Origin of the sequence: Gallibacterium salpingitidis (genome assembly GCF_030517105.1) — a bacterium.
GTDB lineage: Bacteria > Pseudomonadota > Gammaproteobacteria > Enterobacterales > Pasteurellaceae > Gallibacterium > Gallibacterium salpingitidis.
The window spans coordinates 1,210,566-1,235,204 of sequence record NZ_CP103875.1 but is presented as its reverse complement, the minus strand read 5'-3'; the positions used below and the strand labels follow the sequence as shown (position 1 = coordinate 1,235,204).

Genomic DNA, 24,639 nt, shown 5'->3' with positions numbered 1-24,639 from the left:
TATTGGGAAACAAGTATGCAAAATAAAATTATTAAATTGGACAATATCGAAATTGCAAACAACAAACCGTTTGTTTTATTTGGCGGTATGAATGTGTTGGAAAGTCGCGATATGGCGATGCAGGTTTGTGAGCAATATGTCAAAGTAACGGAAAAATTAAAAGTTCCTTATGTCTTTAAAGCCTCTTTTGATAAGGCAAACCGTTCTTCAATCTACTCTTATCGTGGCCCGGGAATGGAAGAAGGATTGAAAATTTTTGCGGAGTTAAAAGCGACTTTCGGCGTAAAAATTATTACTGATGTGCATGAAGTTTATCAATGCCAGCCGGTTGCAGAAGTGGTGGATATTATCCAATTACCAGCATTTTTAGCGAGACAAACAGATCTAGTAGAAGCGATGGCGCGTACTGGTGCCATTATCAACGTGAAGAAACCACAATTTTTAAGTCCAGGACAAATGGGCAATATTGTTGAGAAAATTGAAGAATGTGGTAATGACAAAGTGATTTTATGTGATCGTGGTACTAACTTCGGTTATGACAATCTTGTTGTAGATATGCTTGGCTTTAGCATTATGAAGCAAGTGTCTAAAGGTTGCCCGGTGATTTTTGACGTCACACATTCATTACAATGTCGTGATCCTTTTGGTGCTGCTTCTGGTGGTCGTCGTGCTCAAGTGACTGAATTAGCACGATCAGGTTTGGCTATTGGCTTAGCTGGATTATTTCTCGAAGCGCATCCAAACCCGGCGAAAGCAAAATGTGATGGCCCATCTGCATTGCCATTAGATAAGCTTGAACCATTTGTTGCACAAATGAAAGCGATCGATGATTTGGTGAAAAGTTTCCCTGAATTAGATACCGCTAATTAGTGAAAAATCAAGGTTGATACACATAATGAGTAGAAATTGGACAGTAGCGTTGAATTTACCAATTTCTACTTTGCAACCCTTACTTTTATTGTTATCTTGAAAAACGTTTTTGTTACCAAATTGAAACAAGGAGCCTGTAATGAAAATTGTCTTTTTAGATAGCACTGCCATTCCAAAACATATTCCTATTCCTCGCCCGACATTTGCGCATCAGTGGACTGAGTATGAACATACTTCAGCAGCACAAGTTGTCGAGAGAGCGAAAGATGCAAATATTGTTATCACCAGTAAAGTGATTTTCAGTAAAGAGGTAATGCAGCAATTACCGAAATTAAAGTTAATTGCGATTACCGCAACAGGCACCAATAATGTTGATTTAGTCGCGGCGAAAGAATTAGGCATTGTGGTCAAAAATGTGACAGGTTATTCCTCTGTGACTGTTCCTGAACATGTGTTAGGAATGATTTATGCGTTACGTCATAGCTTAATGGGATGGTATCGTGATCAACTAACTGATCGTTGGGTGGATAATCCGCAATTTTGCTATTTTGATTACCCAATCAAAGATGTAAAAGGCTCAGTATTAGGTATTATTGGTCGTGGTAATTTAGGACGTGAGATCGGACGTTTAGCAGAATTGTTAGGTATGCAGGTGTTATATGCAGAGCATCGTGGTGCTACAACAATTCGTGAAGGTTATACCAAATTTGAAGAGGTCTTAGCGCAAGCAGATATTTTGACCCTACATTGCCCATTAACAGAAACCACACAAAATTTAATTAATCGTGATACGTTGGCGTTATGTAAAAAAGGGGCAATTTTAATAAACACTGGTCGTGGTCCGTTGGTTGATGAGCAAGCATTGTTAGATGCTTTAACGTCAGGTCATCTTTCTGGTGCAGCAATTGATGTAATGCGTAAAGAACCACCAGAAAAAGGCAATATTTTAATGGAAGCGGCGAAACGTTTACCAAATTTATTGATTACGCCACACATTGCATGGGCATCAGATTCAGCAGTAACAACGCTAGTAAATAAAGTGGCGCAAAATATTGAAGAGTTTGTGGCGACAGGCAAATAAATTACTACAAGATGAATAATTAATAATAAATGGATCCGTTCATCCTTAATGGACGGATTTATTATGTAATCATTAGTAAGTCATAAGGAAAACTATGTCGGTGAATGTTCCACTGATGGTGGCATTGCGTTATTGGCGTTCCAAAAGTGGAGATCGCTTTGGGCGCTTGGTCACTCGCTTAGCCAGTATTGGCATTATGCTTGGTGTTATGGCACTCATTATTGTGCTGTCAGTAATGAATGGTCTTGAAACCTATCAAAAACAGAATGTTTTATCCCATATTCCACAAGCGATTGTTGCACCACAGCAACAATCTTTCTCTTTGCAACAAACCTCATTACCGCCGTTGCCAACTTTTGTTACTAAAGCGGTACCGATTAATTTGGCACAAGTGATTATCCAAAGTACTAATGGTTTAAGCGCTGCTCAATTGATTGGGGTAGAGCAACGACAAGATGATCCGTTATTGGAAACCTTAGATCAGCCATTAAGCACATTATTACCTGCAAATCAATTTAATCTGATTATTGGCAGTCGTTTAGCCAAGCAAAACCAATTACACGTTGGTGATAAGGTACGCTTATTGATCCCGGAAAATAGCGTTTATACTCCGTTAGGCAGAATTCCAGTACAACGCCTATTTACTATTTCAGCAATCTATCCAGAATGGAGTATGGACGATCAAGTATTCGCCAATTTGCAAGATGTTGGACGCTTATTGCGTTTAAAAGCAGATCAAGTGCAAGGGCAGCGACTATTTTTACAGGATCCATTCTTAATTACTGAATTACCGAATTATTTTCCAGAAAAACAGTGGAAAATTAGCGATTGGCGCGCGCAAAAAGGGGAATTTTTCCAATCTGTCAAAATGGAAAAGAATATGATGTCACTATTGGTGGGCTTAATTATTCTAGTCGCTATCGCTAATATCGTTACTTCGTTAAGTTTGATGGTGCTTGATAAACAAGCGGAAATTGCTATTTTGCAAACACAAGGCTTAACACGCCGTCAAATTATGCAGATATTTATTTATCAAGGTATGGCGATTAGTATGCTAAGTACAGTAGTTGGTGTGATTTTGGGCATATTATCTAGCCAATATCTCACGCCGATTTTATCGCTATTAAATCCACAAGGATTAACCTTACCAAGTGAACTTGATATGGTGCAGATTCTATTTATTACTATTTTTTCATTAACTTTATCTTTCCTTTCTACGCTTTATCCGGCTTATCGTGCAGCGAAGATTGAACCAGCGGAGGCGTTGCGTTATGAGTAATTCTATGTCTAATGTAAATTCAAACAACCAAGCTATGTTATTAACTTGCCAACAGTTATCAAAGGTTTATCAAGAAGGAGATAAAGCAACACCGGTATTAAAAGATATCTCTTTTGGGGTGAAACGTGCTGATCTTACTGCAATTGTTGGTAGTTCAGGTTCAGGAAAAAGTACTTTGTTGCACCTGTTGGGTGGTTTGGATAAACCTACTAGCGGTGAAGTTTGGCTGAATGGACAACAATTATCACAATTATCAGATAGCCAAGTAGCGAAATTACGTAATCGTCATTTAGGTTTTGTGTATCAATTTCACCATTTAATGGCGGACTTTTCGGCGCTAGAAAATGTGGCAATGCCTTTATTAATTGCTGGTGAGAAAAAAGATCGCGCTTATGCGCAAGCGGAAGCAATGTTAAAAGCGGTCAGTTTAGCGCACCGTATTGAACATCGTCCATCAGCGTTGTCTGGCGGTGAGCGTCAGCGTGTAGCGATTGCGAGAGCATTAGTAAACAATCCTGATTTGGTGTTGGCGGACGAACCAACAGGTAACCTTGACCAAAAAACGACAGAGCATATTTTTGAACTGATTCAACAACTGAATGCAGAAAAGCAAATAGCCTTTTTATTGGTGACACATGATTTAAATCTAGCAGCCAAATTACAACAACGATATCAAATGCAAGATGGTGTATTAACGGCGGAGAATATTCTATGAGTACACCATTTTTCATTAGCTGGCGCTATCAGCGTGGTAAACAGAAAAATCGTTTAGTTTCTTTAATTGCGTGGTTCTCAACAATTGGTATTGCTTTGGGTGTTGCGGTGTTAATTATTGGGCTAAGTGCAATGAATGGTTTCCAACGTGAGTTGGATCAACGGATTCTTGCCGTAGTGCCACATATTGATATTACGGGTTATGAGCGCCAGCCAATAGAAGATTGGCATCAATTACAACAAGCTTTAGCTAACCATTCGCAAATTAAAGGTATTTCACCTTATGTTGCTTTTACCAGCTTGGCAGAATCAGGCAGTAAATTGAAAGTCATTCAAGTGAAAGGTCTTGATCCAACATTACTGCAACAAGTAAGTGCCGTTGGACAATTTGTGTTGCAGCAAGGTTGGCAAAAATTTGCTGCAGAAAAACAAGGTATTATTCTTGGGTATGGTATTGCCAAAGATCTTGATGTGAAAGAGGGGGATTGGGTGTCGCTGTTGGTATCTAATCAAAATCAACAAGATATTAGTAAAATGGCACAACCGGAACGGCACCGTTTACAAGTGATGGGTATTTTACGCTTAGATGGACAACTTGATCATAGTTATGCGTTTATCCCATTGTCGGTGGCACAACAATATATGAATTACAATGAAAATCAGGTAACTGGCGTAGAATTAGCGATTAAATCGCCTTTTACGGTTAATAGTTTTGACTATTCTGCGTTGGCAACTTATCCACAAGGGTTGATTGCTAATACCTGGATTGATAGTTTTGGCTATATGTATCGCGATATTTCTTTGATTAAAACCATTATGTATTTAGCAATGGTGTTAGTGATTGGAATTGCCTGCTTTAATATTATTTCTACGCTGATTATGGCGGTGAAAGATAAACAGGATGATATTGCGATTTTACGGACTTTAGGGGCAGATAGCCGTTTTATCCGTCATATTTTTTTATGGTATGGGCTATTTTCTGGCATGAAAGGTTGCTTGTGGGGGATTGTGTTAGGTATTTTGGTGGCTTTAAATCTTACTGAAATTATCTATATTATTGAAAAAGTCTTACATACTAAGATTTTATCTGATGGTGTCTATTTCATTGATTTTATGCCGAGTGAATTGCATGTTACTGATGTTGCGTTAGTATTTTTTGCCACCTTAATTTTGAGTTTAGTGGCTTCATTATATCCGGCGATTCGAGCAGCACGTTTACAACCAGCAAAAGTTTTAAATAACCACTAAATAATAGTTGAAATAAAAAATCTATGTGCTAGCATTTGGACTAGTTTAGTAGTACATAAATACAAGAGAGTGATTAAATGGCAGTTATTAAAAAAGATATTCGTATTGAAAATGATGACGTTCGTATTGCAAAAGTAGAACAATTATTACCTCCTATTGCCTTATTGGAAAAATATCCAGCCAGTAAAACCGCAGTAAAAACGGTAAAACAGACTCGCCAAGCGGTACACAACATTTTACATCGCGAAGATGATCGTTTGTTGGTAGTGATTGGACCTTGTTCAATTCATGATCCGGTGGCAGCGTTAGATTATGCGAAACGTTTAAAAGTATTGCGTGAAGAATTAAAAGATGAATTAGAAGTGGTAATGCGTGTTTATTTTGAAAAACCGCGTACTACCGTAGGTTGGAAAGGATTAATCAATGATCCTCATCTTGATCACACTTATGCGTTAAATGATGGTTTAAGAATGGCGCGTAAATTGTTATTAGATGTGAATGATCTTGGGGTACCGGCAGCGGGTGAGTTCCTCGATATGATTACACCGCAATATATCGCTGACTTTATGAGCTGGGGTGCAATTGGTGCAAGAACCACTGAATCACAAGTGCATCGTGAATTGTCTTCTGGTTTATCTTGTGCGGTAGGATTTAAAAATGGTACTAATGGTGGAGTGAAAATTGCTTTAGATGCGATTGGCGCAGCAGAAGCCTCACACTATTTCTTATCAGTAACTAAATTTGGTCATTCAGCAATTGTTGCGACCAAAGGTAACCCTGATTGCCATATTATTTTACGTGGTGGTGATAAAGGACCAAATTACTCTGAAGAACATGTCCTCAAAGTAGCGAAAGATATTGAGAAATCTGGACGTATTCCACATGTGATGGTGGATTTCAGTCATGCGAACAGCTCAAAACAATTTAAGAAACAGCTAGAAGTATGCGATGAAGTTTGTCGCCAAATTAGCCAAGGTTCTCGTCATATCTTTGGGGTAATGGTGGAAAGTAACTTAGTCGAAGGCCGCCAAGATATTATCGAAGGCAAAAAATTAACTTATGGACAAAGCGTTACTGATGCTTGTATCGGTTGGGAAGATACTGAAAAAGTATTGTATGACTTAGCAGCAGCAGTCAAAGCAAGACGCGCAAAATTGAACAAATAATCGAATGACAAAATTATAAGACTATGTTCAAAAAGAACATAGCCAGTAGATAAAAGTGGTTTAAAAGAGCGGAATTGGTGCGATTTTAAACCATTTTTTATGTTCTACTTGTTGTAGCTTTCCTAATTACAATATTCATAGCTAACTTACCGCTATTTCCCCCTTTATTTAGATTAAATTTTATTTTTGTGACTTTGATCTCATGTTCATATATTGAGCAGTCATTTTTCTTGTGTTAATGTTTTGTTGGTTTATTGTGAAAAATATCGGTTTGTGGAGTAAACCAATAATGATTGATAGTGTAAAAACTGCTTTTTTATTATTACAAACAATAGCTAGTTCACCTGATTGTGGATTAAGTGAAATTGCGCGTTTATCAAATATAAATAAATCAAGAGTTTATCGTATGTTAAGTGATTTGACGGTATTAGGGTATTTACAACAAAATCCAGAAACATTGACTTACCGCTTGGGATTACAGTCTGTTATGTTAGGGCAAGCAGCACAAGGGCAGAATGATCTGATTGCTTTAGCTGAAGCAGAGTGTGTGAAATTAACGCGCAAATTTGATGAAAATGTGCAATTAAGGGTACGTGATGGAACAGAAGGGATACAAATATTTTCACGTAAATCTAGACAAGAATTACAAGTACATAGCCAAGTAGGCAATCGCCGTAAGCTTGGTTTAGGAGCCTCTGGTAAATTATTGTTAGCTTATGCTCCAGAACCAATTATTGAAAATTGTTTGCCTAATTTGCCATATCAAATAGAGGTACTTATGGCAATTCGTGAGGCTGGGTACGCGGAGTCATTCTCTGAATTAACGGAGGGGGTATGTGCAATTGCTGCACCTATTTTTTCTGCAGATGGTAGCTGCAATTCTGCATTAAGCGTGAGTTTACCTACTGTTCGGGCTACTAAAGACCGAATAGAGGAAATTCGTAAAGACCTATTAGCTGCTACAGAAAGAATTTCTTTGTGTTGTGGCTTTACCAATTCAAAGGAAAGCTTATGAGTAATATTGCCAAAAAGACAGGGACAATGAGTCCAGTAATTATTATGGTGTTAATAGTAGTGTTTGCAACATTATTAACTTATTTATTGCCTTCAGGTGAATTTGCACGTGAGAAGAAGAATGTTATCCCTAATAGCTATCAACAAATTGAAAAGCAATATTCTTTTAGTGAGATATTTATTCCAGCATCTAAACCAGATAAGGAAAAATCTTCAAAATCTATAGACGATCCTCAAACTAATACTATCGCAAAACCAGTTAGTATGGCGCAAATGTTATTGTCTATTCCAAAAGGAATTAGCCAACAAGTAGGGTTAATTTTTATGGTTATGTTTATTGGTGGTATGTTTGGTGTTTTGCAAAAAAGTGGTGCCATAGAAGCTGGATTAGAAAGAAGTCTCAGTTTAACAAAAGGAAACGTGTATTTGTTAGTGCCAGTATTAATGATATTTTTTTCTTTTGGCAGTACTTTTATGGGATTGGCTAAAGAGTATTTGTTAGTTATTCCAATGGTAATTGGTATGACAAATCGTTTACAGCTGCCAAAAGTTATTGGTTTAGCCATCGTAGCTGTAGCAGTGAAAGTGGGTTATTTAGCTTCAATTACCAATCCTTATGCCTTGGCTGTTGCACAACCGTTATTAGGATTAGATGTGTTTAGTGGTATGAGTATGCGTATTGCGACATATTGTGTGATGATGACGATTGGTATTCTTTTTGTATTATGGACTATTCGTCAATATACAAAAGGGAAAACGCTAGAATATCATTTTGATGATAAACGTCTAAGTGTAAAACATACTGCATTATTAATAACGCTAGCTATTGGTATTGCTTTGATGGTTTATGGAAGTATTACTTGGAAATGGAAAGATGAAGCTTTGTCTGCTTATTATTTATTTTTGAGTATTATTTTTGCGATTATTGCAGGTTTGAAACCTAGTGAAGCGGCAGATGCATTTGTTAATGGGATGAAAAAAGTAATGATTGCCGCTGTATTAATTGGATTAGCTACAGCAGTTGCTATTGTTCTAAAAGAAGGGAAAGTCATAGATACCATTATTAACGGGCTAGTTGGTTTTATTGGCGAAGGTAATTCTTATATTGCTGCATTCAGTATGTTTTTTTCTCAATTAGCTATAGATGTTGTTATTCCATCCACATCTGGTCAGGCAGCGGTTACAATGCCAATTTTTGGTCCTGTAGGGCAATTAATCGGTGTTTCCCCACAAACTACTGTTCTTGCATTTTTAATGGGAAATGGTTTAACCAATGTAGTAACACCAACATCTAGCGGTTTGCTTATTTTTCTTGCAACAGCTGAAGTTAGTTGGAGTACTTGGGCTAAATATGTTTGGCCATTAATTGTTCTTATTGCTATTTCAGCATTGGCATTACTAGCTGTGGCTGTTGCTATAGGTTATTAATTGGAGAGAGAGATGAATATTTTAGAGAATATTATGGTGCCTATGAGAGATGGTGTATTGCTTGCTACCGATATTTATTTACCTGAATTAACGGGTAAAAAATATCCAGTTGTGATTGAAAGAACACCGTATGGGAAACATTTACATTCTCGATCAGAAATTACTGCAGCAGGTCACAAGGTCAGTAGATTGGAAATGGCGCAAGCTTTTGTTGCAAAAGGAATTGCTGTTGTTTATCAAGATGTTCGAGGTAGATATGCGTCTGAAGGCAAGTTTATTAAGTATTTGAATGAAGCTACAGATGGTTTTGATACTTTAGAATGGATTAGTCAACAACCGTGGTGTGATGGAAATATTGGTAGTATGGGATTATCTTATTGTGCCCATACTCAACTATCTATGGCTTGTTTGCATCCTGCATCGTTGAAGACAATGATCTTGGATTCTGGAGGTTTTGCTAATTCATATCATTGCGGTATTAGACAAGGTGGGGCATTTGAATTAAAACAAGCAACTTGGGCCTATAAGCAGGCTAAAAATAGTTCTGTTGTTTGTAATGACCCCGTTCTGCATGCAGCATTAGATATGGAAGATATTAAAGCTTGGTTTCATAAAATGCCATGGATTGAAGGACATAGCCCACTTAGACATGTGCCAGAATATGAAAGTTATCTGTTTGAACAATGGAAAAAAGGTGAATGGGATGATGATTGGAAGAATCCAGGTATTTGTGCTGATTGCTATTATGAACAAATTCCAGACATCCCTATTTTACATGTTTCTAGTTGGTATGATAATTATGTATGGAGTACATTGCATAATTATAGTGAATTAAGAAAATGTAAAAGCTCTCCGCAAAGTTTAATTATGGGGCCATGGCTACATGGTGATCGTAATATTGCACATAGTGGTGATGCAGATTTTGGTCAAGATGCATTATTCGATGGTAATTTAGGTAAAAGTTGGCTAGATGTTCGAGTTGAATGGATGGAGAAACATTTGATCAAAAAAGAGCAACAAGCTCCTAGTGTAAAAATTTTTATGATGGGAGGTGGCAGTGGAACGAAAACGAAAAATGAACGTTTGGATTGTGGTGGGCATTGGATTGTAGATAAACAATGGCCTTTACCACGAACTAAAGAAAGCATTTTTTATTTGCACCCGAATAAAAGATTGCACACAATTCCTACACAGCCAGCAGTAGCAAGATTCTTTTCAGACCCATTACATCCAATTCCGACTATTGGCGGTTCACTGACTTCTGGTAAACCAGTATATGAAGGTGGCGGATTTAATCAGATAGAATCTCCGGATTTTTTTGGTACCGATGGTAGCAATCAACCACTTACGGCACGCCAAGATATTTTAAGTTTTCAAACTGAAGTTTTGAATAGTGATTTACTGTTATCTGGTGATATTTGTTTTCATATTGTTTTTGAAACAGACGTTCCTGATTGCGATATTACTGTGAAAATAGTAGATGTTTATCCACCTAATAGTGACTATCCTCAAGGATATGCACTTAATATTACTGATGGAATAATGAGAGCTCGTTATCGGCATAGTTGGAGCAATCCTAGCAAAATTGAGCAAGGGGAACTTGTGGAATTAGATGTCTATCCATTTGCAACTTGCTATCGTGTAAAAAAAGGGCATAGATTACGTTTGGATATTGCAGGAAGTAATTTCCCTCATTTCGATGTTAATCCTAATAGCTTTGAACCTGAAGGAGAAGCTAGACATCCTCAAATAGCTCATCATGTTATTTATTTAGATAGGTGTTATCTTACTTTACAGGTATTAAATGAGTAATTTACTAAATTTTGCTATAGATTGATCATTTGCCATTAAATACTACTGAGCTGAAAAGTGTCAGTAGTATTTTTTTATACTGTTAACCCAACTAAATAATCATAAATGTGGGAAGAGAAAAAATAGGTATTGTCTATATTGAAACTTAGTATCTTGCACCCATATAGGGAAACATTGTGTAAATTGTAGGAACAAGAAGGAAATAAATTATGACTACAATCGTAAGTGTTCGCCGTAATGGGCATGTTGTTGTGGGCGGTGATGGTCAAGTTTCACTAGGCAATACCGTAATGAAAGGAAATGCACGTAAAGTGCGTCGCCTTTATGGCAATAAAGTATTAGCTGGTTTTGCTGGTGGTACTGCGGATGCGTTTACCTTATTTGAACTATTTGAACGTAAATTGGAAATGCACCAAGGGCATTTATTAAAAAGTGCAGTAGAACTGGCAAAAGAGTGGCGTACTGATCGTGCGCTACGCAAATTAGAAGCGATGTTGATTGTCGCTGATGAGAAAGAGTCTTTAATCATTACTGGTTTAGGTGATGTGGTGCAACCAGAAGAAGATCAAATCTTAGCGATTGGCTCTGGTGGTAATTATGCAATGGCAGCAGCAAGGGCGTTAGTTGCCAATACTGATTTGTCAGCAAGAGAAATTGTCGAAAAATCATTGAAAATTGCTGGTGATATTTGTGTTTTCACCAACACTAACTTTACGATTGAGGAATTACCATAATGGCTTGGATCTATTTAATTTGTGCTGCTCTCTTTGAAATTGGTTGGCCAGTCGGATTAAAGATCGCTTCATTACCGGGTAAAACCATTATTGGCAGTATCATTGCTGTCCTCTTTATGACTGGCAGTGGTTTATTATTATATTTAGCACAAAGAGAAATACCTATGGGAACAGCTTATGCGGTTTGGACGGGTATTGGTGCAGCTGGTGCATTTTTAGTTGGTGTCATTTTCTATAATGATGCGCTGACTTTTTGGCGTGCACTAGGGGCAATAATGATTGTTGGCGGCGTGATTGTTCTAAAATTGGCGGCGCATTAATAAAAAGGATAAAGATATGTCTGAAATGACTCCTCGTGAAATTGTTTCTGAATTAGATAAACATATTATTGGGCAAGCAGATGCAAAACGTGCGGTAGCGATTGCGTTACGTAATCGTTGGCGTCGTATGCAATTGCCAGAACCGCTTCGTCACGAAGTAACGCCAAAAAATATTTTGATGATTGGACCGACCGGGGTTGGTAAAACTGAAATTGCGCGTCGTTTGGCGAAATTGGCAAATGCACCATTTATTAAAGTTGAAGCAACCAAATTTACTGAAGTCGGTTATGTAGGGAAAGAGGTTGATTCAATTATTCGTGATCTCGCTGATGTGGCAATGAAATTGGTACGTCAAACTGAAATTAACAAAAACCGTTATCGTGCGGAAGAAGCAGCGGAAGAACGCATTCTTGATGTGTTATTGCCACCGGCTAAAGATCAATGGGGTCACGTAGAAAATAGCGATTCTAATAGCAATACTCGTCAAATTTTCCGTAAGAAATTACGTGAAGGCCAACTGGACGATAAGGAAATTGAAATTGATGTAGCGGCTGGTAGCTCTGTAGGCGTAGAAATTATGGCGCCTCCGGGAATGGAAGAGATGACAAGTCAATTACAATCTATGTTCCAAAACTTATCGAGCGGTCAAACCAAGAAACGCAAAATGAAAATTAAAGATGCGTTAAAGGTGTTGATTGAAGATGAAGCAGCGAAACTCATCAATCCAGAAGAATTAAAACAGAAAGCGATAGAAGCAGTAGAACAGCATGGTATCGTCTTTATTGATGAGATCGATAAAATCTGTAAACGTGGTGAAACTAGTGGCCCAGATGTTTCTCGTGAAGGGGTGCAACGTGATTTATTACCATTAGTGGAAGGTTCAACCATTAATACTAAACATGGTATGGTAAAAACTGATCATATTCTCTTTATCGCTTCTGGCGCGTTCCAAGTGGCTCGTCCATCAGATTTAATCCCTGAATTACAAGGTCGTTTACCGATTCGTGTTGAGCTAGGTGCATTAAGTGCGAAAGATTTTGAACGTATCTTAACAGAACCAAATGCCTCTTTAACTGAACAATATAAAGCTCTAATGAAAACTGAAGGCGTGACAGTTGATTTTACTAAAGAAGCCATTGCGACCATTGCGGAAGCAGCATTTCGTGTTAATGAGAAAACCGAAAATATTGGGGCAAGACGTTTGCATACTGTATTAGAACGTTTAATGGATAAAATCTCTTTTGATGCTTCTGATATGAATGGTGAGAAAGTCACTATTGATGAAGCTTATGTAAAATCAGCATTAGGAGATGTGGTAGAAAACGAAGATTTAAGTCGTTTTATTCTATAAGTCCCTTATATTTTATTAAGATAAGAAAGCCTAAGTATGTAATGATTAGGCTTTTTCGTTTTCATTTATAGTTGCTGATATAATCTCAATGCATAAGCGTCGGACATACCAGCGATATAATCACAAATAACACGTTTTTGTTGGTGAGGTTCAGCTTGTAGCCAGCGTTTGACCGTATTTGGCGGTAATAAACGTGTTGGATCGGTTAGGAAAATCTGAAACATTTCAGTAAGAATATGTTGTCCACGATATTCCACGCGCTGTGTTTTAACATCTTTAATGACATATTTGCTGACGAATTGCTTAAAGATATTCAGGACTTCCACTGTTTCCGGCGGTAATTCTGCATTATAACGAAGCAACGGTTCAGTAAATTGTGTATTTTCACACCAACGAATATGAGTAATAAAGTAATTTACCAGAGAACCAATCGCGTTTTTGCGTAGATAGTGCTGATCAGAAAATAGGTCTTCGGTTAATGCGTGGATATGCTGACGAATCCATGGCGCTTGGCATTGTGAAAATTGTTCTAAAGCGGTTTGCCATTGATCACGATGTACTAACCCAACGACAATGGCATCTTCAAAATCATGGATACCATAGGCAATATCATCTGCTAATTCCATAATGCTGCAATCTATTGATTTATAACGACTTTTTAAGGTATCAGCTGGAGAAAAACGTTCTGGCAGAGAAGTGAATAAGGCACGATCTTGAGCAGATAATGGCGAAAGTACCCAATCAAAAGCGATCCAATCATCACGAAAAATCCCTTTACCAGGGCGCCAATTTTCCATTTTTACATAACGAGGATCTTCGCTACGTGGTAGCTGTAATTGTGCATATTGCGGTGAAGTATCTTCTAACAGTACAGGATATTTCATAATGCCTAACAAAGTACGGCGGGTTAAATTCATACCCCAATGCAGCGTATAAGGCTCTAGCTTTGTTAGAATGCGAAATGAATGTCCATTGCCTTCAAAACCACCGTTATCACTCATCATATAATTTAATGCGACTTCACCACCATGCCCAAAGGGTGGATGCCCGATATCATGCGCAAAACATAAACTTTCGATTAAACTACTTTTTGGTAATAGCTTGCTGAGATGGTGTTTCAGTGTTGCTATTTCCGTTTGACTATATTGTTGGCACAAATGAACAAAGGCAGAATCTAAGCGTAATTGTGCTGTTAAACTGCTGCCAATTTGTGCGACTTCTAGTGAATGAGTGAGGCGGGTACGATAAAAATCATTTTCTCCAATTGAATGGATCTGTTTTTTAGCCTGTAAACAACGAAAAGCAGCGGAGTGTAGAATACGCCCACGATCACGTTGATAAGGGGAGCGATGATCATGTTCTCGGGCGGGATCGGGTTGCTGACGTTCTGTCCAATAACTTGCGATTTCAAACATGATCAAACTCCTTGTTAATTAATTGGATATTCCCCGATCTCTACTGGGAAATTATATAGTTTATTGCGTCTTAATACTTGAACGGTCACAATTGTTCCAGGTTTCATTTCTGCAACCATATTCACCATTTGTGCTGGAGATTGTACGGTAACATCACCAAATTTGACGATGACATCACCAATTTGAATACCAGCACGTTCTGCAGGACCACCTTTGCTTAAATTGGTAACTAATACGCCTTTTTGTTCGTTATTTTCAATTGGTGCAGAGGAGAATAAACGACTTTCTACGCCAAAGAAACCACGAATAACGCGACCATCTTTAATGATTTTATTCATCACTTCATTGGCTAATTTAATTGGAATAGCGAAACCAAGCCCTTCGGCAACCACTTCATTATCTGAGCGACCAATGCTAAGTGTATTGATACCAATTAATTCGCCTAAAGAGTTAATTAAAGCACCGCCGGAATTACCTTGATTGATAGAAGCGTCTGTTTGAATAAAGTTTTGTTGTTTAAATTCACTGATGGTATTGCGTCCAGTGGCGCTGATAATGCCTTGAGAAACGCTTTGCCCTAAGTTATAAGGGTTACCAATCGCCAATGCGACATCACCAACGTTTACTTGACGATCAGGATTTTGCGGAATAGTAGGCAGATCATTAGCATTAATTTTTAAGACTGCTAAATCGGTAATCCAATCGCTGCCGATAATGGTAGCTTGATAAATATTTCCTGATTGTAATGCAACAATAATTTGGTCAGCATTTTGAATAACGTGTTTATTGGTAAGAATATAACCATCGCTACGCATAATTACACCAGAACCTAAATTATTAACATCAAAATTGTTGCTATTGGATTCTTGCAATGAGCGGGTGTAAACATTTACCACAGCAGGTGCGGCAATTTTTACTGCTTCGTTATAAGAAGCCACTTGCGGTACAAAAAATTTTGCTAAGAAATGATTACTGCTTGTTCCAGACAACACTAGCACAATCAGCATTGCTGCCGCTAAGCCGATAATAATGGATTGTAATAATTTTTTAATCATCTCAATACCTTACTCAGTAAAGTGCCTGACAATTTAGACAATATAGGTATTGTCCTTTTGGATCAGTAAATTGGGTTAATACGCCGAGTTGCTGACGTAATTGACGTGTTTGCGGCAAATTATTTAAGCCAAGAGCTTGTCCCAAATAGCTTTGTAGTGAAGAAGTTTTTTTCATTAGCAATGATAAAATGCCTTGGTTATCCCGATCACTTAACCAAATGATACCAATATCGTGATCATTGATCTTTTTATCTTTATCCAAAATGGTTTGATAAGCGAGATCAACTGCAGTATCAAAATCGCCAATAGTATCAACTAAATGATGTTTTAAGGCATCTTGCCCTAACCAAACTCGACCTTGGGCAATCTTATCTACTTCCGCTTTATCAATATTACGACCACGAGCAACTAAACTAATAAATTGGTCATAACCATGTTCAATTGATAATTGAATCACATCGGCATATTCTTTACTAAGCTCAGTAAAAGGTGACATATTTGCTAATGGGGAAGTTTCTACGCCATCACTATGAATACCTAGATTTTGTAAACTTTTTTCTAAAGTGATAAAGGCAGCAAAAATACCGATTGAACCTGTAATGGTGTTTTTATCTGCGACAATGTGATCAGCAGTACTTGCAATCCAATAACCGCCAGAAGCGGCCATGCCACCCATAGAAACAATTACCGGTTTGCCAAGTTTTTGTAAATGATCGACCTCTTCTCGAATAATTTCAGAAGCAGCTGCACTACCACCGGGACTGTTGATACGCAATACCACTGCCTTCACGCTCTCATCATTAGCAGCATTGCGTAATAAACGCGCGATAGTATCGCCGCCGGCGGTATTTTCTTCACTATCGCTTTCACCATCAACAATAGCGCCTTCAACGCGTACGATCGCAATATTGCTTTTGCCGATATTATCTGTTTCATAATCTGGCAATACTGATAAATAATCGGTCAAATCAATATGCTGATAGCTTTTTTCTTTATCTTCGCCAAATTGTTTTTTTAGTTCATCTTCTAATTGATAGCGGCTGGTGACGGTAGTGACTAATTTTTGTTGCAACGCATATTGAGTCAAATCACCTTTTAATGTGGTTAATTGTTGTAGGAAATGTGCTGTATCAGGAAAGATGTTTTCCGCTTTAAGGTGACGATTTTCACTAACAGTCGTTTGAATGTTTTTCCACATAGCATTAAGCCATTGCATTGCATTTTGGCGTGCTTCTTCTGACATATCATCGCGTAATAATGGTTCTACTGCTGATTTATAAGTACCAACGCGGAAGATATGCGGTTGTGCATCAATTTTGTCTAATAACGATTTGTAGTAAAAATGTTGCCCAGATAAACCGGTTAATTCAACTTGTCCTTGAGTGTGTAAATAAATTTTGTCGGCATAGCTGGCTAAAATATATTGATTTTGCGAATAGCTGTCAGCAATAGCAACGACAGGTTTACCGCTTTCTTTAAACTGTTGTAATGCTTTACCAACGAAGGTGATTGAGGGTAAGTCGCCGCCAGAGAAACCATTTAAATCTAACACAATACCTTTGATTTTCTCATCATCTGCTGCTTGCGTGATAGCATGAACCACATCAAAAGTAGAGATCTTTTCTGGCATAGATTGTTGCTGTAAATTGTTGAGTAGCGCTTTCAGCTCGCTATTTTCTTCTCGATTATCAGCAAGAAAGCCATCTAAATTTAAACGTAATGCACCTTGTGGGATAGGTTGAGAATTTTTATTGTTGGCAACGATACCAATGGCTAAAAATAAAATCATTGTGAACAAAAGAAAGACAATATTCATTAAAACTCGTCGGCAAAAATTAAGGGCTTGCCAAATAAAACGTAAAATTGCTAACACTTTAATTACCTGTAAAAAATTCATTATTCTCAACGCGTTAAAATAACATAAAACGCCGATCAATGAACGATCTTTTTCATTGTGCTGTGCTACAATGGCGGTCGTTGAATTGAATATGTAAAGAGGAGATTTATTATGGACGCACTTGATTTATTGTTACATCGCCATTCTGAAAAAAATTTAATTGCCCCCGCACCAACTCCACAAGAATTAGAAACCATTTTCCAAGCGACTAGACGAGTACCTGATCATGGAAAATTGACACCTTATCGTTTTGTCGTGATGGAAAAGGAAGGATTGCAAAAGTTAGGTGATTTATTAAAAGAGGCAGTTGTTGAATTAAATTTAGGTGAAGAACGTTTAGCTAAGGCAGCTGGGTTTCCTGAACGTGCACCAATGTTTGTGGCGGTGATTGCTGAAATTAATAAAGAAATTAAAAAAGTGCCAGCATGGGAACAGATGTTAAGTGCCGGTTGTGCAGCTTATGCCTTCCAGCTTGCGGCTAATGCGTTAGGTTATGCGAATGTTTGGGTAACTGGCCCTTGGATTGATGGTAGTGCTTTACGTCAAGCGTTTGGTTGTCGTGAACACGATAAAGTGGTGGCATTAATTATGTTGGGCACTGCACAAGATAAAACACCACGACCAATCAAAGAATACAATAAAGATAAAGACAATTTTGTTACTTATCTATAATGATGCTGATAGAAACACCCACTTGCGAGTGGGTGTTTTGTTAATCGTGCTTACGATGATCGTAGGCTTGTTGTAATAACTGACGACTTTCCTGCATAAATTGCTCCGAATAATCACCAAACCAATGATGTACTTGTTGGAAAGCCTTGATAAATCCTTGTTTATCGCCAGTTTCAAAAAACTGCAGTGCTTGTTGATAGCTTTGCTGTAATGTTTTAATCACTTCGAGATTTTCCGGTTTATCCATAATAATGTCTGCGTATAACTCAGGATCTTGAGCAAATAAACGCCCAATCATTGCCAATTCTAAGCGATAAATCGGCGAGGAGAGCGCTAGCAGATTTTTCAATTGCACCGGTTGTTGCGACAAATGTAAGCCATTGGCAAAAGTAGCAAAGTGACGCAACGCTTGAATATAGGTCATACTGTGATCGTGTTCCTGTGGCGTTACTTGATATAGCTTCGCACCCCAAATATGGAATTGATCTAATAGCCATTGATAACGTTCTGGATAGCGTCCGGCACAAACTGCGATTACTTGTTTTGCCATACTAGCGATATCAGGGCCAAACATTGGGTGAAAACCAACCACTGCACCTTGATGAACCGCTAACATTTTTGCCATTGGTGCGGTTTTAACTGAAGTTAAATCCGCTAATAACATTGTTGGTGTTAAATATGGCTGTAAACGTTCGATGACTTGTTCTGTTACTGTAATTGGTACAGAAATCAGTACCATATCAGCATCTTGTAGAATCTGTGCTACATTTTGCCAATCATCTTGATCCAAAATGACTACTAGATAACCAGAGTTACGCAAATAGCGTACGAACAAACTACCTAGTTTACCTTTACCACCAACGACAACGATTTTCTTAATAGCTGGATTGACAGTTTTAAAACCATATTGGTTTTCACTGTGATAAGACTCACGCATTAAACGGCGTAAAACATCTTCAATTAAATCAGGGGAGATTCCCATTTTTTCAGCTTCTTGACGACGAGCTGCTAACATACTGGTTTCTCTTTCTGGCACATAAATCGGTAATCCATGTTGATGTTTCACTTTTCCAACTTCAGCCACTAACTTTAATCTTTTGGCAAAAAGCGCTAATAGCGCTTGATCCACTTCATCGATTTGTGCACGTAATTCCTGTAATGCTTCCACGAGATCTCCCTAAAATAATTATCGATTTAATTGAGATAAGGTAGCGTGTATTTTACGTAATAATGCTTCCGTTGTCTGCCAATCAATGCAAGCATCGGTGATAGAAACGCCATATTGCATATTTTCTTTTGGTTGTTCCGCACTTTGATTACCAGCGTTTAAATTACTTTCCAACATAATGCCGGTAATAGAACGATTACCATCAACAATTTGTTGTAACACATCTTCCGCTACCACTGGTTGGCGACGATAATCTTTATTAGAGTTACCATGACTACAATCGACCATAATAGATTGTTCTAAACCTGCTTTTTTTAATTCAAGCTCGCTTTGTTTGACAAATTCAGCCTGGTAGTTTGGTAATTTACCGCCACGTAAAATAATATGCCCATCAGGATTACCGCCAGTATGCAATAAGTTCACTTGTCCTTGTTGGTTGATACCAATAAAACTATGTGATTGTGCTGCAGCTTTTAGAGCATTAATTGCGGTTGCTAAACTACCATCAGTACCATTTTTAAAACCGACTGCCATTGATAGACCGGAAGCTAATTCACGATGTGTTTGCGATTCGGTAGTTCTTGCGCCAATTGCAGACCAGCTAAATAAATCTGCTAAATATTGTGGCGTAATTGGATCAAGCGCTTCAGTTGCTAAAGGTAATCCCAAATTACCTAAATCTAATAGTAATTTTCTTGCAAGGTGTAAACCTTTCTCTACATCAAAAGTACCATCTAAATTTGGATCATTGATTAACCCTTTCCAACCGACAGTAGTACGTGGTTTTTCAAAATAGACGCGCATTACAATATAGAGTTGATCTTGTACTTCATCAGCTAATGCTTTTAATTTGTGTGCATACTCTAATGCTGCCGGAATATCATGGATTGAGCAAGGACCACAAACTACTAATAAACGTTTATCGCGACGATGTACAATATTGGCAATCTCTTGACGATAACGTTCAATATTTTGTCGTAGGGGATTTTCTAATGGTAATTTTGCTTTTAGTTCATCAGGAGTGATTAATACTTTTTCGTCCACAATATTGACATTGTGAATACTGTCTTTTCTCATTTTAAAACACCTTGTAAATTTTTATATACACTAAATGTAACGATAAAATTACACTCTTTCAGTGATAGAAACAAGTCAAATTTAGCTAACTTTTTTATCTTTTTTGACTATCGCTCATTTTTTTATCAATTAAGCAATGTGAGTTGAAAAACGCTTGCACAACAAGGGTGAATCTTATAATATGCACGCCGTTGTGTTAGCGCTAAGTGCTAATTTAAAGTTTAAATTAAACGTGTGATTATACAATGTATCAAGTTCTTTTAATTATTTATCCACTTATTGCGATTGCTTTAATCGGCTTTATTCTTGTGCAACAAGGTAAAGGTGCTGATATGGGAGCATCATTTGGTGCAGGCGCATCAGGTACAGTATTTGGAGCAAGTGGTGCAGGTAACTTTTTAACCCGTACTACAACAATTTTAGCGATTTTATTTTTCGCAATTAGCTTGTTATTAGGTAATTTAACTGCACACTCAGCAAAACCAAAAGGTACATTTGATGATCTTTCTGGTGTTGCCCAAGAAGTACAAAAACAAGACGCTGCTAAACCAGCGACTGAATTACCAGTTAAACAAGATCAAAATCAAGACATTCCGAAATAAGAATTTCGCTCTGGTGGTGGAATTGGTAGACACGCTATCTTGAGGGGGTAGTGTCTGTAGGACGTGCGAGTTCAAGTCTCGCCCAGAGCACCAACAAACAAAACAAAGCCTTTCGCGATTAACCGAAAGGCTTTTTTCTTATTATTTTCTGATAAATAGATTTTATCTGGAGAAGAAATTGAAACAGCTAGCGTTCTAACTGTTTCAATTAAGTAGATTAGTATTGGGGCTGAAGTAGATTAGCACTTATGCTAAGCTACAAAAATGAAGATAACCAATTGTAAACTAAAGAAATCTATACAAAGAAAACTGCTTGAATTTTTTGTATTAGAAGTAACAGCACGATCAGCAGCAGATTTGCTTGGCATTCAAGCCAATACTGCCATCTTGTTTTATCGAAAAATTCGTCTCGTTATCAGCCATCATTTAGCACTACAAGCACATGAACTTTTCGATGGCGAAGTAGAGTTAGATGAAAGCTATTTTGGTGGTGTGCGAAAAGGGAAAAGAGGTCGGGGTGCAGCTGGTAAAATGGTGGTGTTTGGCATGCTTAAACGCCATGGAAAAGTTTACACAGTAACTGTACAAAACACTAAGACTGATACCTTACTTACTGTTATTAAAAAGAAAATACAACCAGATAGCATTGTTTATACAGATTGTTATCATAGCTATGATGTGCTAGATGTTAGTGAGTTTACGCATTATAGAATTAACCACAGTACTCATTTTGCTGAGCGGCGAAATCACATTAATGGGATAGAGAATTTTTGGAATCAAGCAAAGCGTGTGCTAAGAAAGTATAATGGAATTGATCGAAAATCTTTCCCTCTTTTTTTGAAAGAATGTGAGTTTCGTTTCAATTATGGGATACCATCTCAACAGCTCAAAATCCTGCGGAAATGGTGTCAGATTTAACGCTAATCTACTTCAGCCCCTTAGTATTTTAAGGTTTCACCCTCTTTTGGCACAGCTACACGATCCTGTAATTGATGTTGTTTAACAAATTTACGCATATCATTACTACTAACAACGGTATGATTAACTGCATCCATATGTACTGTAATTAATTTTGATGTTGGGGCAACTTTATAGGCTTTAGCAACATCTTGCGTTCCCATAATAATACTGCCATCGAAACCAGTTAATTGCGCATAACCGGTATTCATCACAATAACTTCAGGATGATAAGTATTTAGTGCAAAATCAATTTGATGAGTCCAAATGGTATCGCCCATAATATAGAGTGTTTTCTCTCCTTTAGCCTGCATAACAACTCCCATCGCATCACCAGCAAGTTCCGCCAATTTAGGGTTGGCATACATAATATCAGTACCATGTTGTCCCGGAATTTTAGTTAATTTTACGTGGTTAAATTCTGTATTTTTACCAAGTACTCGCACATCTTTAAATCCTTGTTCGCGGATAATTCTGGCATCACCTGCATTTTGTACAAAGATTGGTAGATTTTTTGGTAGTAATTTTTGTGCTGCTATATCCCAATGATCTGGATGAGTATGGGTAACAATAACAGCATCAATACCTTTAATCACCTGTTCTGCTGGCATTGACATATCAATGCGAGGATTGCGTAATTGGCTATTTACAGTTCCTTCAAACCCTGGATAGCTATTTTTTGTCGCAAGATAAGGATCAATTAGGAAAGTATTACCAGCGATATTAATTCTAGCCGTAGCATTGCGAATATGTTGATAACTGATGTCTGCAGATGCAGCAGACGATATTGCCATACCTAAAGTCATTGCAAGTAAAGTAGGTTTTATTCTTATGTTCATCGTTATTTCCTTATGTTAGTTGTAAAAGTGAATAAATTTTGTGAGTTGCGTATTATCGTGCATTTATGAAAGCGAAAATATTGACTTATATGGCAGAAAACGAAAGAATTGGCTCAATTTTTAATGATGAGGATTGAGTGATGAAATTACCGCGTGTAGCGTTAGTGTTATATCCAAATTTCAGTTTGTTTCACTTTACCATTCCATTTACGGTGTTTTCGATGGAATTGGAGCATAACAAATTATTTGAATTGATGATTGTAGCCACAGAGGAGAGTGAAAATTCTGATTCATCAAAACTATTTAATGTGAAAGCTGATGGAGGATTGTCCTTATTACAGCAAGCAGATTTAATTGTGATGTTTGGTTGGGATGATATAACGCAAGCACCAGCAAAATCCTTGCAGTTGGCATTGCAACAAGCCTATCAACGTGGTGCGACTATTGTTGGGCTTTGTTATGGTGCTTATCCTTTGGCTTATGCTGGCTTGTTAAATGGTAAAAAAGCAACAACGCATTGGTATGCAGAACAAGATTTTAAACAACGTTTTCCACAAATTAAGTTGGAAACTAATGCGATTTATATTGAACAAGAACGAATTATGACTTCGGCTGGAACGGCATCAGGATTAGATTGTTGTTTAGCGATTGTACGTAGTTATTATGGGGTAAAAGTTGCTAATCAAATAGCGCGAATCTTAGTGGTATCACCACATCGTGAAGGTGGACAATCGCAATTTATCGAACAACCAATAGCGCGGAAAACAACTAATGAAAATATTAACCAATTATTAGAGGTAATAAGGTCAAATCTAACAGAAACTTATTCTATTGATATGTTGGCGAAACGTTTATTAATGAGTCGGAGTACATTTACTAGACATTTTAGAAAAGCAACTGGTATGGCTTATAACGAATGGTTAATTGAAATTCGTTTACAACGAGCGCGGGAATTATTAGAGAGCACTAAATTGACCATAGAAGAAATTTCGCAACAGGTCGGTTTTCATTCCGCTACCTCATTTCGGCAACATTTCAAACAAAAACACCAAATTAGTCCAAAAAAATGGCAACAAAGATTTACTTATTAAAAGAGAAGTAATGCGTAGCATTAATTGCTACGCACTAATTATTCTATTCAAAAACCGACCAAACAGGGGCGTGGTCAGAAGGTTTTTCCATCGCACGAATATCCAAAGCAATACCAGAAGCAGTGCAACGCTGTGCTAATGCTTGATTGGCAAGAATTAGATCAATGCGTAAGCCACGATTATCATCAAAACCTTTAGAACGATAATCAAACCAAGAGAATTGATCGTTTACATCTGGGTGGATTTGACGGAATGTATCCACTAAACCATATTGATAGAGTTGCTCAAGCCAAGCTCTTTCTTCTGGTAAGAATGAACATTTACCAGTACGCAACCAACGTTTACGATTTTCTTCGCCAATCCCAATATCCAAGTCAGTTGGGCTAATATTCATATCGCCCATCACCAAGATTGGATTATTTGGATTATGTTCATTTGCCAAGTAATGATGTAAATCTTGATAAAACTTCGCTTTAGCAGGGAATTTCACCTCGTGATCACGATTTTCACCTTGAGGGAAATAGCCATTAATAACGGTTAATTGTCCAAAAGGAGTATCCAAATCTGCCATAATAATACGGCGTTGTGCATCAGATTCATCAGTTGGAAAACCTTTACGCACCGCTAAAGGTTGTTGTTTAGTTAATAGAGCAACACCATAGTGGCTTTTTTGCCCATGATAAAAAACATGGTAACCCAAATCCGCCACAATTTCGTGTGGAAAGGCTTCATCCGCCACTTTAATTTCTTGTAGCCCTAACACATCAGGCTGATACTTTTCGATAAGTTCGTGTAATTGATGCGGTCTGGCACGCAGACCGTTAATATTAAAAGAAATAAACTTCATAA

Annotated in this window: 23 protein-coding genes and 1 tRNA gene; 17 read left to right on the top strand and 7 right to left on the bottom strand. The window is 37.6% G+C overall.

Annotated features, from left to right (window positions below; all coding sequences use genetic code 11):
- Positions 1-15: 15 nt before the first annotated feature.
- The 12 genes from kdsA (at position 16) to hslU (ending at position 13,017) form a co-directional block, all read left to right on the top strand.
- Positions 16-870: a 3-deoxy-8-phosphooctulonate synthase gene (kdsA, locus tag NYR30_RS05900; protein ID WP_066109960.1), complete on the top strand. Its 855-nt coding sequence runs from the start codon at positions 16-18 to the stop codon at positions 868-870.
- Between the two features lie 139 nt (positions 871-1,009).
- Positions 1,010-1,951, top strand: coding sequence for a 2-hydroxyacid dehydrogenase (locus NYR30_RS05895; protein ID WP_066112855.1), 942 nt, complete (start codon positions 1,010-1,012; stop codon positions 1,949-1,951).
- A 94-nt stretch (positions 1,952-2,045) separates the two neighbouring features.
- Positions 2,046-3,230, top strand: coding sequence for a lipoprotein-releasing ABC transporter permease subunit (locus NYR30_RS05890; protein WP_066112854.1), 1,185 nt, complete (start codon positions 2,046-2,048; stop codon positions 3,228-3,230).
- Positions 3,223-3,945 (top strand): lipoprotein-releasing ABC transporter ATP-binding protein LolD, encoded by a 723-nt coding sequence (gene lolD, locus NYR30_RS05885; protein WP_066112853.1) that lies wholly within the window; start codon positions 3,223-3,225, stop codon positions 3,943-3,945. Before NYR30_RS05890 ends, lolD begins: the two co-directional genes overlap by 8 nt.
- The gene (lolE, locus tag NYR30_RS05880; protein WP_066112852.1) at positions 3,942-5,192 is read left to right on the top strand and encodes a lipoprotein-releasing ABC transporter permease subunit LolE; all 1,251 of its coding nucleotides are present in this window, start codon (positions 3,942-3,944) and stop codon (positions 5,190-5,192) included. The genes lolD and lolE overlap by 4 nt, the downstream gene beginning before the upstream one ends.
- A 77-nt stretch (positions 5,193-5,269) precedes the next feature.
- A complete protein-coding gene (aroG, locus tag NYR30_RS05875; RefSeq protein WP_066112851.1) occupies positions 5,270-6,358 on the top strand; it encodes a 3-deoxy-7-phosphoheptulonate synthase AroG in 1,089 nt (362 codons plus the stop codon).
- Positions 6,359-6,647: 289 nt separating this feature from the next.
- Positions 6,648-7,373: an IclR family transcriptional regulator gene (locus NYR30_RS05870; protein WP_066112850.1), complete on the top strand. Its 726-nt coding sequence runs from the start codon at positions 6,648-6,650 to the stop codon at positions 7,371-7,373.
- Positions 7,370-8,800: a YfcC family protein gene (locus NYR30_RS05865; RefSeq protein ID WP_066112849.1), complete on the top strand. Its 1,431-nt coding sequence runs from the start codon at positions 7,370-7,372 to the stop codon at positions 8,798-8,800. The genes NYR30_RS05870 and NYR30_RS05865 overlap by 4 nt, the downstream gene beginning before the upstream one ends.
- Positions 8,801-8,812: 12 nt before the next feature.
- A complete protein-coding gene (locus NYR30_RS05860; protein WP_066112848.1) occupies positions 8,813-10,612 on the top strand; it encodes a CocE/NonD family hydrolase in 1,800 nt (599 codons plus the stop codon).
- 209 nt (positions 10,613-10,821) lie between these two features.
- Complete coding sequence (gene hslV, locus NYR30_RS05855; RefSeq protein ID WP_066109940.1) at positions 10,822-11,346, top strand: ATP-dependent protease subunit HslV; 525 nt, start codon at positions 10,822-10,824, stop codon at positions 11,344-11,346.
- The gene (locus NYR30_RS05850) at positions 11,346-11,666 is read left to right on the top strand and encodes a DMT family transporter (protein WP_066112847.1); all 321 of its coding nucleotides are present in this window, start codon (positions 11,346-11,348) and stop codon (positions 11,664-11,666) included. Before hslV ends, NYR30_RS05850 begins: the two co-directional genes overlap by 1 nt.
- A 16-nt stretch (positions 11,667-11,682) precedes the next feature.
- Positions 11,683-13,017 (top strand): ATP-dependent protease ATPase subunit HslU, encoded by a 1,335-nt coding sequence (hslU, locus tag NYR30_RS05845; RefSeq protein ID WP_066112846.1) that lies wholly within the window; start codon positions 11,683-11,685, stop codon positions 13,015-13,017.
- A gap of 65 nt (positions 13,018-13,082) precedes the next feature.
- Here the strand turns inward: hslU and NYR30_RS05840 are convergent, their stop codons facing one another.
- The 3 genes from NYR30_RS05840 to sppA are packed head-to-tail and all read right to left on the bottom strand — an operon-like array spanning position 13,083 to position 17,384.
- Entirely contained in the window at positions 13,083-14,432 is a 1,350-nt protein-coding gene (locus tag NYR30_RS05840; protein ID WP_066112845.1) for an anti-phage deoxyguanosine triphosphatase, read from the bottom strand.
- A gap of 14 nt (positions 14,433-14,446) precedes the next feature.
- The gene (degS, locus tag NYR30_RS05835; protein WP_066112844.1) at positions 14,447-15,487 is read right to left on the bottom strand and encodes an outer membrane-stress sensor serine endopeptidase DegS; all 1,041 of its coding nucleotides are present in this window, start codon (positions 15,485-15,487) and stop codon (positions 14,447-14,449) included.
- A gap of 13 nt (positions 15,488-15,500) precedes the next feature.
- Positions 15,501-17,384 (bottom strand): signal peptide peptidase SppA, encoded by a 1,884-nt coding sequence (sppA, locus tag NYR30_RS05830; RefSeq protein WP_066422207.1) that lies wholly within the window; start codon positions 17,382-17,384, stop codon positions 15,501-15,503.
- Between the two features lie 111 nt (positions 17,385-17,495).
- On the opposite strand from sppA, the gene NYR30_RS05825 reads away from it, so the two are divergent.
- The gene (locus NYR30_RS05825) at positions 17,496-18,056 is read left to right on the top strand and encodes an NAD(P)H nitroreductase (protein ID WP_066106381.1); all 561 of its coding nucleotides are present in this window, start codon (positions 17,496-17,498) and stop codon (positions 18,054-18,056) included.
- A gap of 40 nt (positions 18,057-18,096) precedes the next feature.
- Here NYR30_RS05825 and tyrA read toward each other — a convergent pair whose 3' ends face one another.
- A complete protein-coding gene (tyrA, locus tag NYR30_RS05820; protein WP_302502302.1) occupies positions 18,097-19,224 on the bottom strand; it encodes a bifunctional chorismate mutase/prephenate dehydrogenase in 1,128 nt (375 codons plus the stop codon).
- Between the two features lie 18 nt (positions 19,225-19,242).
- On the bottom strand, positions 19,243-20,301 hold the full coding sequence (locus tag NYR30_RS05815) for a 3-deoxy-7-phosphoheptulonate synthase (protein ID WP_302502301.1): 1,059 nt from the start codon (positions 20,299-20,301) through the stop codon (positions 19,243-19,245).
- 245 nt (positions 20,302-20,546) lie between these two features.
- Here NYR30_RS05815 and secG point away from each other — a divergent pair, with 245 nt between their 5' ends.
- From secG to NYR30_RS05800, 3 genes are all read left to right on the top strand, one after another.
- On the top strand, positions 20,547-20,903 hold the full coding sequence (secG, locus tag NYR30_RS05810; RefSeq protein ID WP_066112840.1) for a preprotein translocase subunit SecG: 357 nt from the start codon (positions 20,547-20,549) through the stop codon (positions 20,901-20,903).
- Positions 20,904-20,910: 7 nt separating this feature from the next.
- Positions 20,911-20,996, top strand: a tRNA-Leu gene (locus NYR30_RS05805).
- Positions 20,997-21,167: 171 nt separating this feature from the next.
- Positions 21,168-21,821 carry an IS1595 family transposase gene (locus NYR30_RS05800; protein ID WP_302502300.1) on the top strand — a complete coding sequence of 218 codons (654 nt, stop codon included), beginning with the start codon at positions 21,168-21,170 and terminating at the stop codon, positions 21,819-21,821.
- 20 nt (positions 21,822-21,841) lie between these two features.
- On the opposite strand, the gene NYR30_RS05795 is transcribed toward NYR30_RS05800, so the two are convergent.
- Positions 21,842-22,699, bottom strand: coding sequence for an MBL fold metallo-hydrolase (locus tag NYR30_RS05795; RefSeq protein ID WP_066112839.1), 858 nt, complete (start codon positions 22,697-22,699; stop codon positions 21,842-21,844).
- Positions 22,700-22,839: 140 nt separating this feature from the next.
- Between NYR30_RS05795 and NYR30_RS05790 the strand changes: the two genes are divergently transcribed.
- On the top strand, positions 22,840-23,790 hold the full coding sequence (locus NYR30_RS05790; RefSeq protein ID WP_066112838.1) for a GlxA family transcriptional regulator: 951 nt from the start codon (positions 22,840-22,842) through the stop codon (positions 23,788-23,790).
- A gap of 43 nt (positions 23,791-23,833) precedes the next feature.
- On the opposite strand, the gene xthA is transcribed toward NYR30_RS05790, so the two are convergent.
- A complete protein-coding gene (gene xthA / locus NYR30_RS05785) occupies positions 23,834-24,637 on the bottom strand; it encodes an exodeoxyribonuclease III (protein WP_066112837.1) in 804 nt (267 codons plus the stop codon).
- Positions 24,638-24,639: the final 2 nt, after the last annotated feature.

Excerpts from the sequence above, each read along its gene's own strand:
- hslU (WP_066112846.1), top strand. The coding sequence starts at position 11,683 with ATGTCTGAAATGACTCCTCGTGAAATTGTTTCTGAATTAGATAAACAT.
- NYR30_RS05890 (WP_066112854.1), top strand. The coding sequence starts at position 2,046 with ATGTCGGTGAATGTTCCACTGATGGTGGCATTGCGTTATTGGCGTTCC.
- kdsA (WP_066109960.1), top strand. The coding sequence starts at position 16 with ATGCAAAATAAAATTATTAAATTGGACAATATCGAAATTGCAAACAAC.
- NYR30_RS05825 (WP_066106381.1), top strand. The coding sequence starts at position 17,496 with ATGGACGCACTTGATTTATTGTTACATCGCCATTCTGAAAAAAATTTA.
- NYR30_RS05795 (WP_066112839.1), bottom strand. The coding sequence starts at position 22,699 with ATGAACATAAGAATAAAACCTACTTTACTTGCAATGACTTTAGGTATG.
- lolE (WP_066112852.1), top strand. The coding sequence starts at position 3,942 with ATGAGTACACCATTTTTCATTAGCTGGCGCTATCAGCGTGGTAAACAG.
- xthA (WP_066112837.1), bottom strand. The coding sequence starts at position 24,637 with ATGAAGTTTATTTCTTTTAATATTAACGGTCTGCGTGCCAGACCGCAT.
- NYR30_RS05895 (WP_066112855.1), top strand. The coding sequence starts at position 1,010 with ATGAAAATTGTCTTTTTAGATAGCACTGCCATTCCAAAACATATTCCT.
- degS (WP_066112844.1), bottom strand. The coding sequence starts at position 15,487 with ATGATTAAAAAATTATTACAATCCATTATTATCGGCTTAGCGGCAGCA.
- sppA (WP_066422207.1), bottom strand. The coding sequence starts at position 17,384 with ATGAATTTTTTACAGGTAATTAAAGTGTTAGCAATTTTACGTTTTATT.
- NYR30_RS05870 (WP_066112850.1), top strand. The coding sequence starts at position 6,648 with ATGATTGATAGTGTAAAAACTGCTTTTTTATTATTACAAACAATAGCT.
- lolD (WP_066112853.1), top strand. The coding sequence starts at position 3,223 with ATGAGTAATTCTATGTCTAATGTAAATTCAAACAACCAAGCTATGTTA.
- NYR30_RS05790 (WP_066112838.1), top strand. The coding sequence starts at position 22,840 with ATGAAATTACCGCGTGTAGCGTTAGTGTTATATCCAAATTTCAGTTTG.
- NYR30_RS05840 (WP_066112845.1), bottom strand. The coding sequence starts at position 14,432 with ATGTTTGAAATCGCAAGTTATTGGACAGAACGTCAGCAACCCGATCCC.
- NYR30_RS05850 (WP_066112847.1), top strand. The coding sequence starts at position 11,346 with ATGGCTTGGATCTATTTAATTTGTGCTGCTCTCTTTGAAATTGGTTGG.
- aroG (WP_066112851.1), top strand. The coding sequence starts at position 5,270 with ATGGCAGTTATTAAAAAAGATATTCGTATTGAAAATGATGACGTTCGT.
- hslV (WP_066109940.1), top strand. The coding sequence starts at position 10,822 with ATGACTACAATCGTAAGTGTTCGCCGTAATGGGCATGTTGTTGTGGGC.
- NYR30_RS05815 (WP_302502301.1), bottom strand. The coding sequence starts at position 20,301 with ATGAGAAAAGACAGTATTCACAATGTCAATATTGTGGACGAAAAAGTA.
- NYR30_RS05800 (WP_302502300.1), top strand. The coding sequence starts at position 21,168 with ATGAAGATAACCAATTGTAAACTAAAGAAATCTATACAAAGAAAACTG.
- NYR30_RS05860 (WP_066112848.1), top strand. The coding sequence starts at position 8,813 with ATGAATATTTTAGAGAATATTATGGTGCCTATGAGAGATGGTGTATTG.
- NYR30_RS05865 (WP_066112849.1), top strand. The coding sequence starts at position 7,370 with ATGAGTAATATTGCCAAAAAGACAGGGACAATGAGTCCAGTAATTATT.
- secG (WP_066112840.1), top strand. The coding sequence starts at position 20,547 with ATGTATCAAGTTCTTTTAATTATTTATCCACTTATTGCGATTGCTTTA.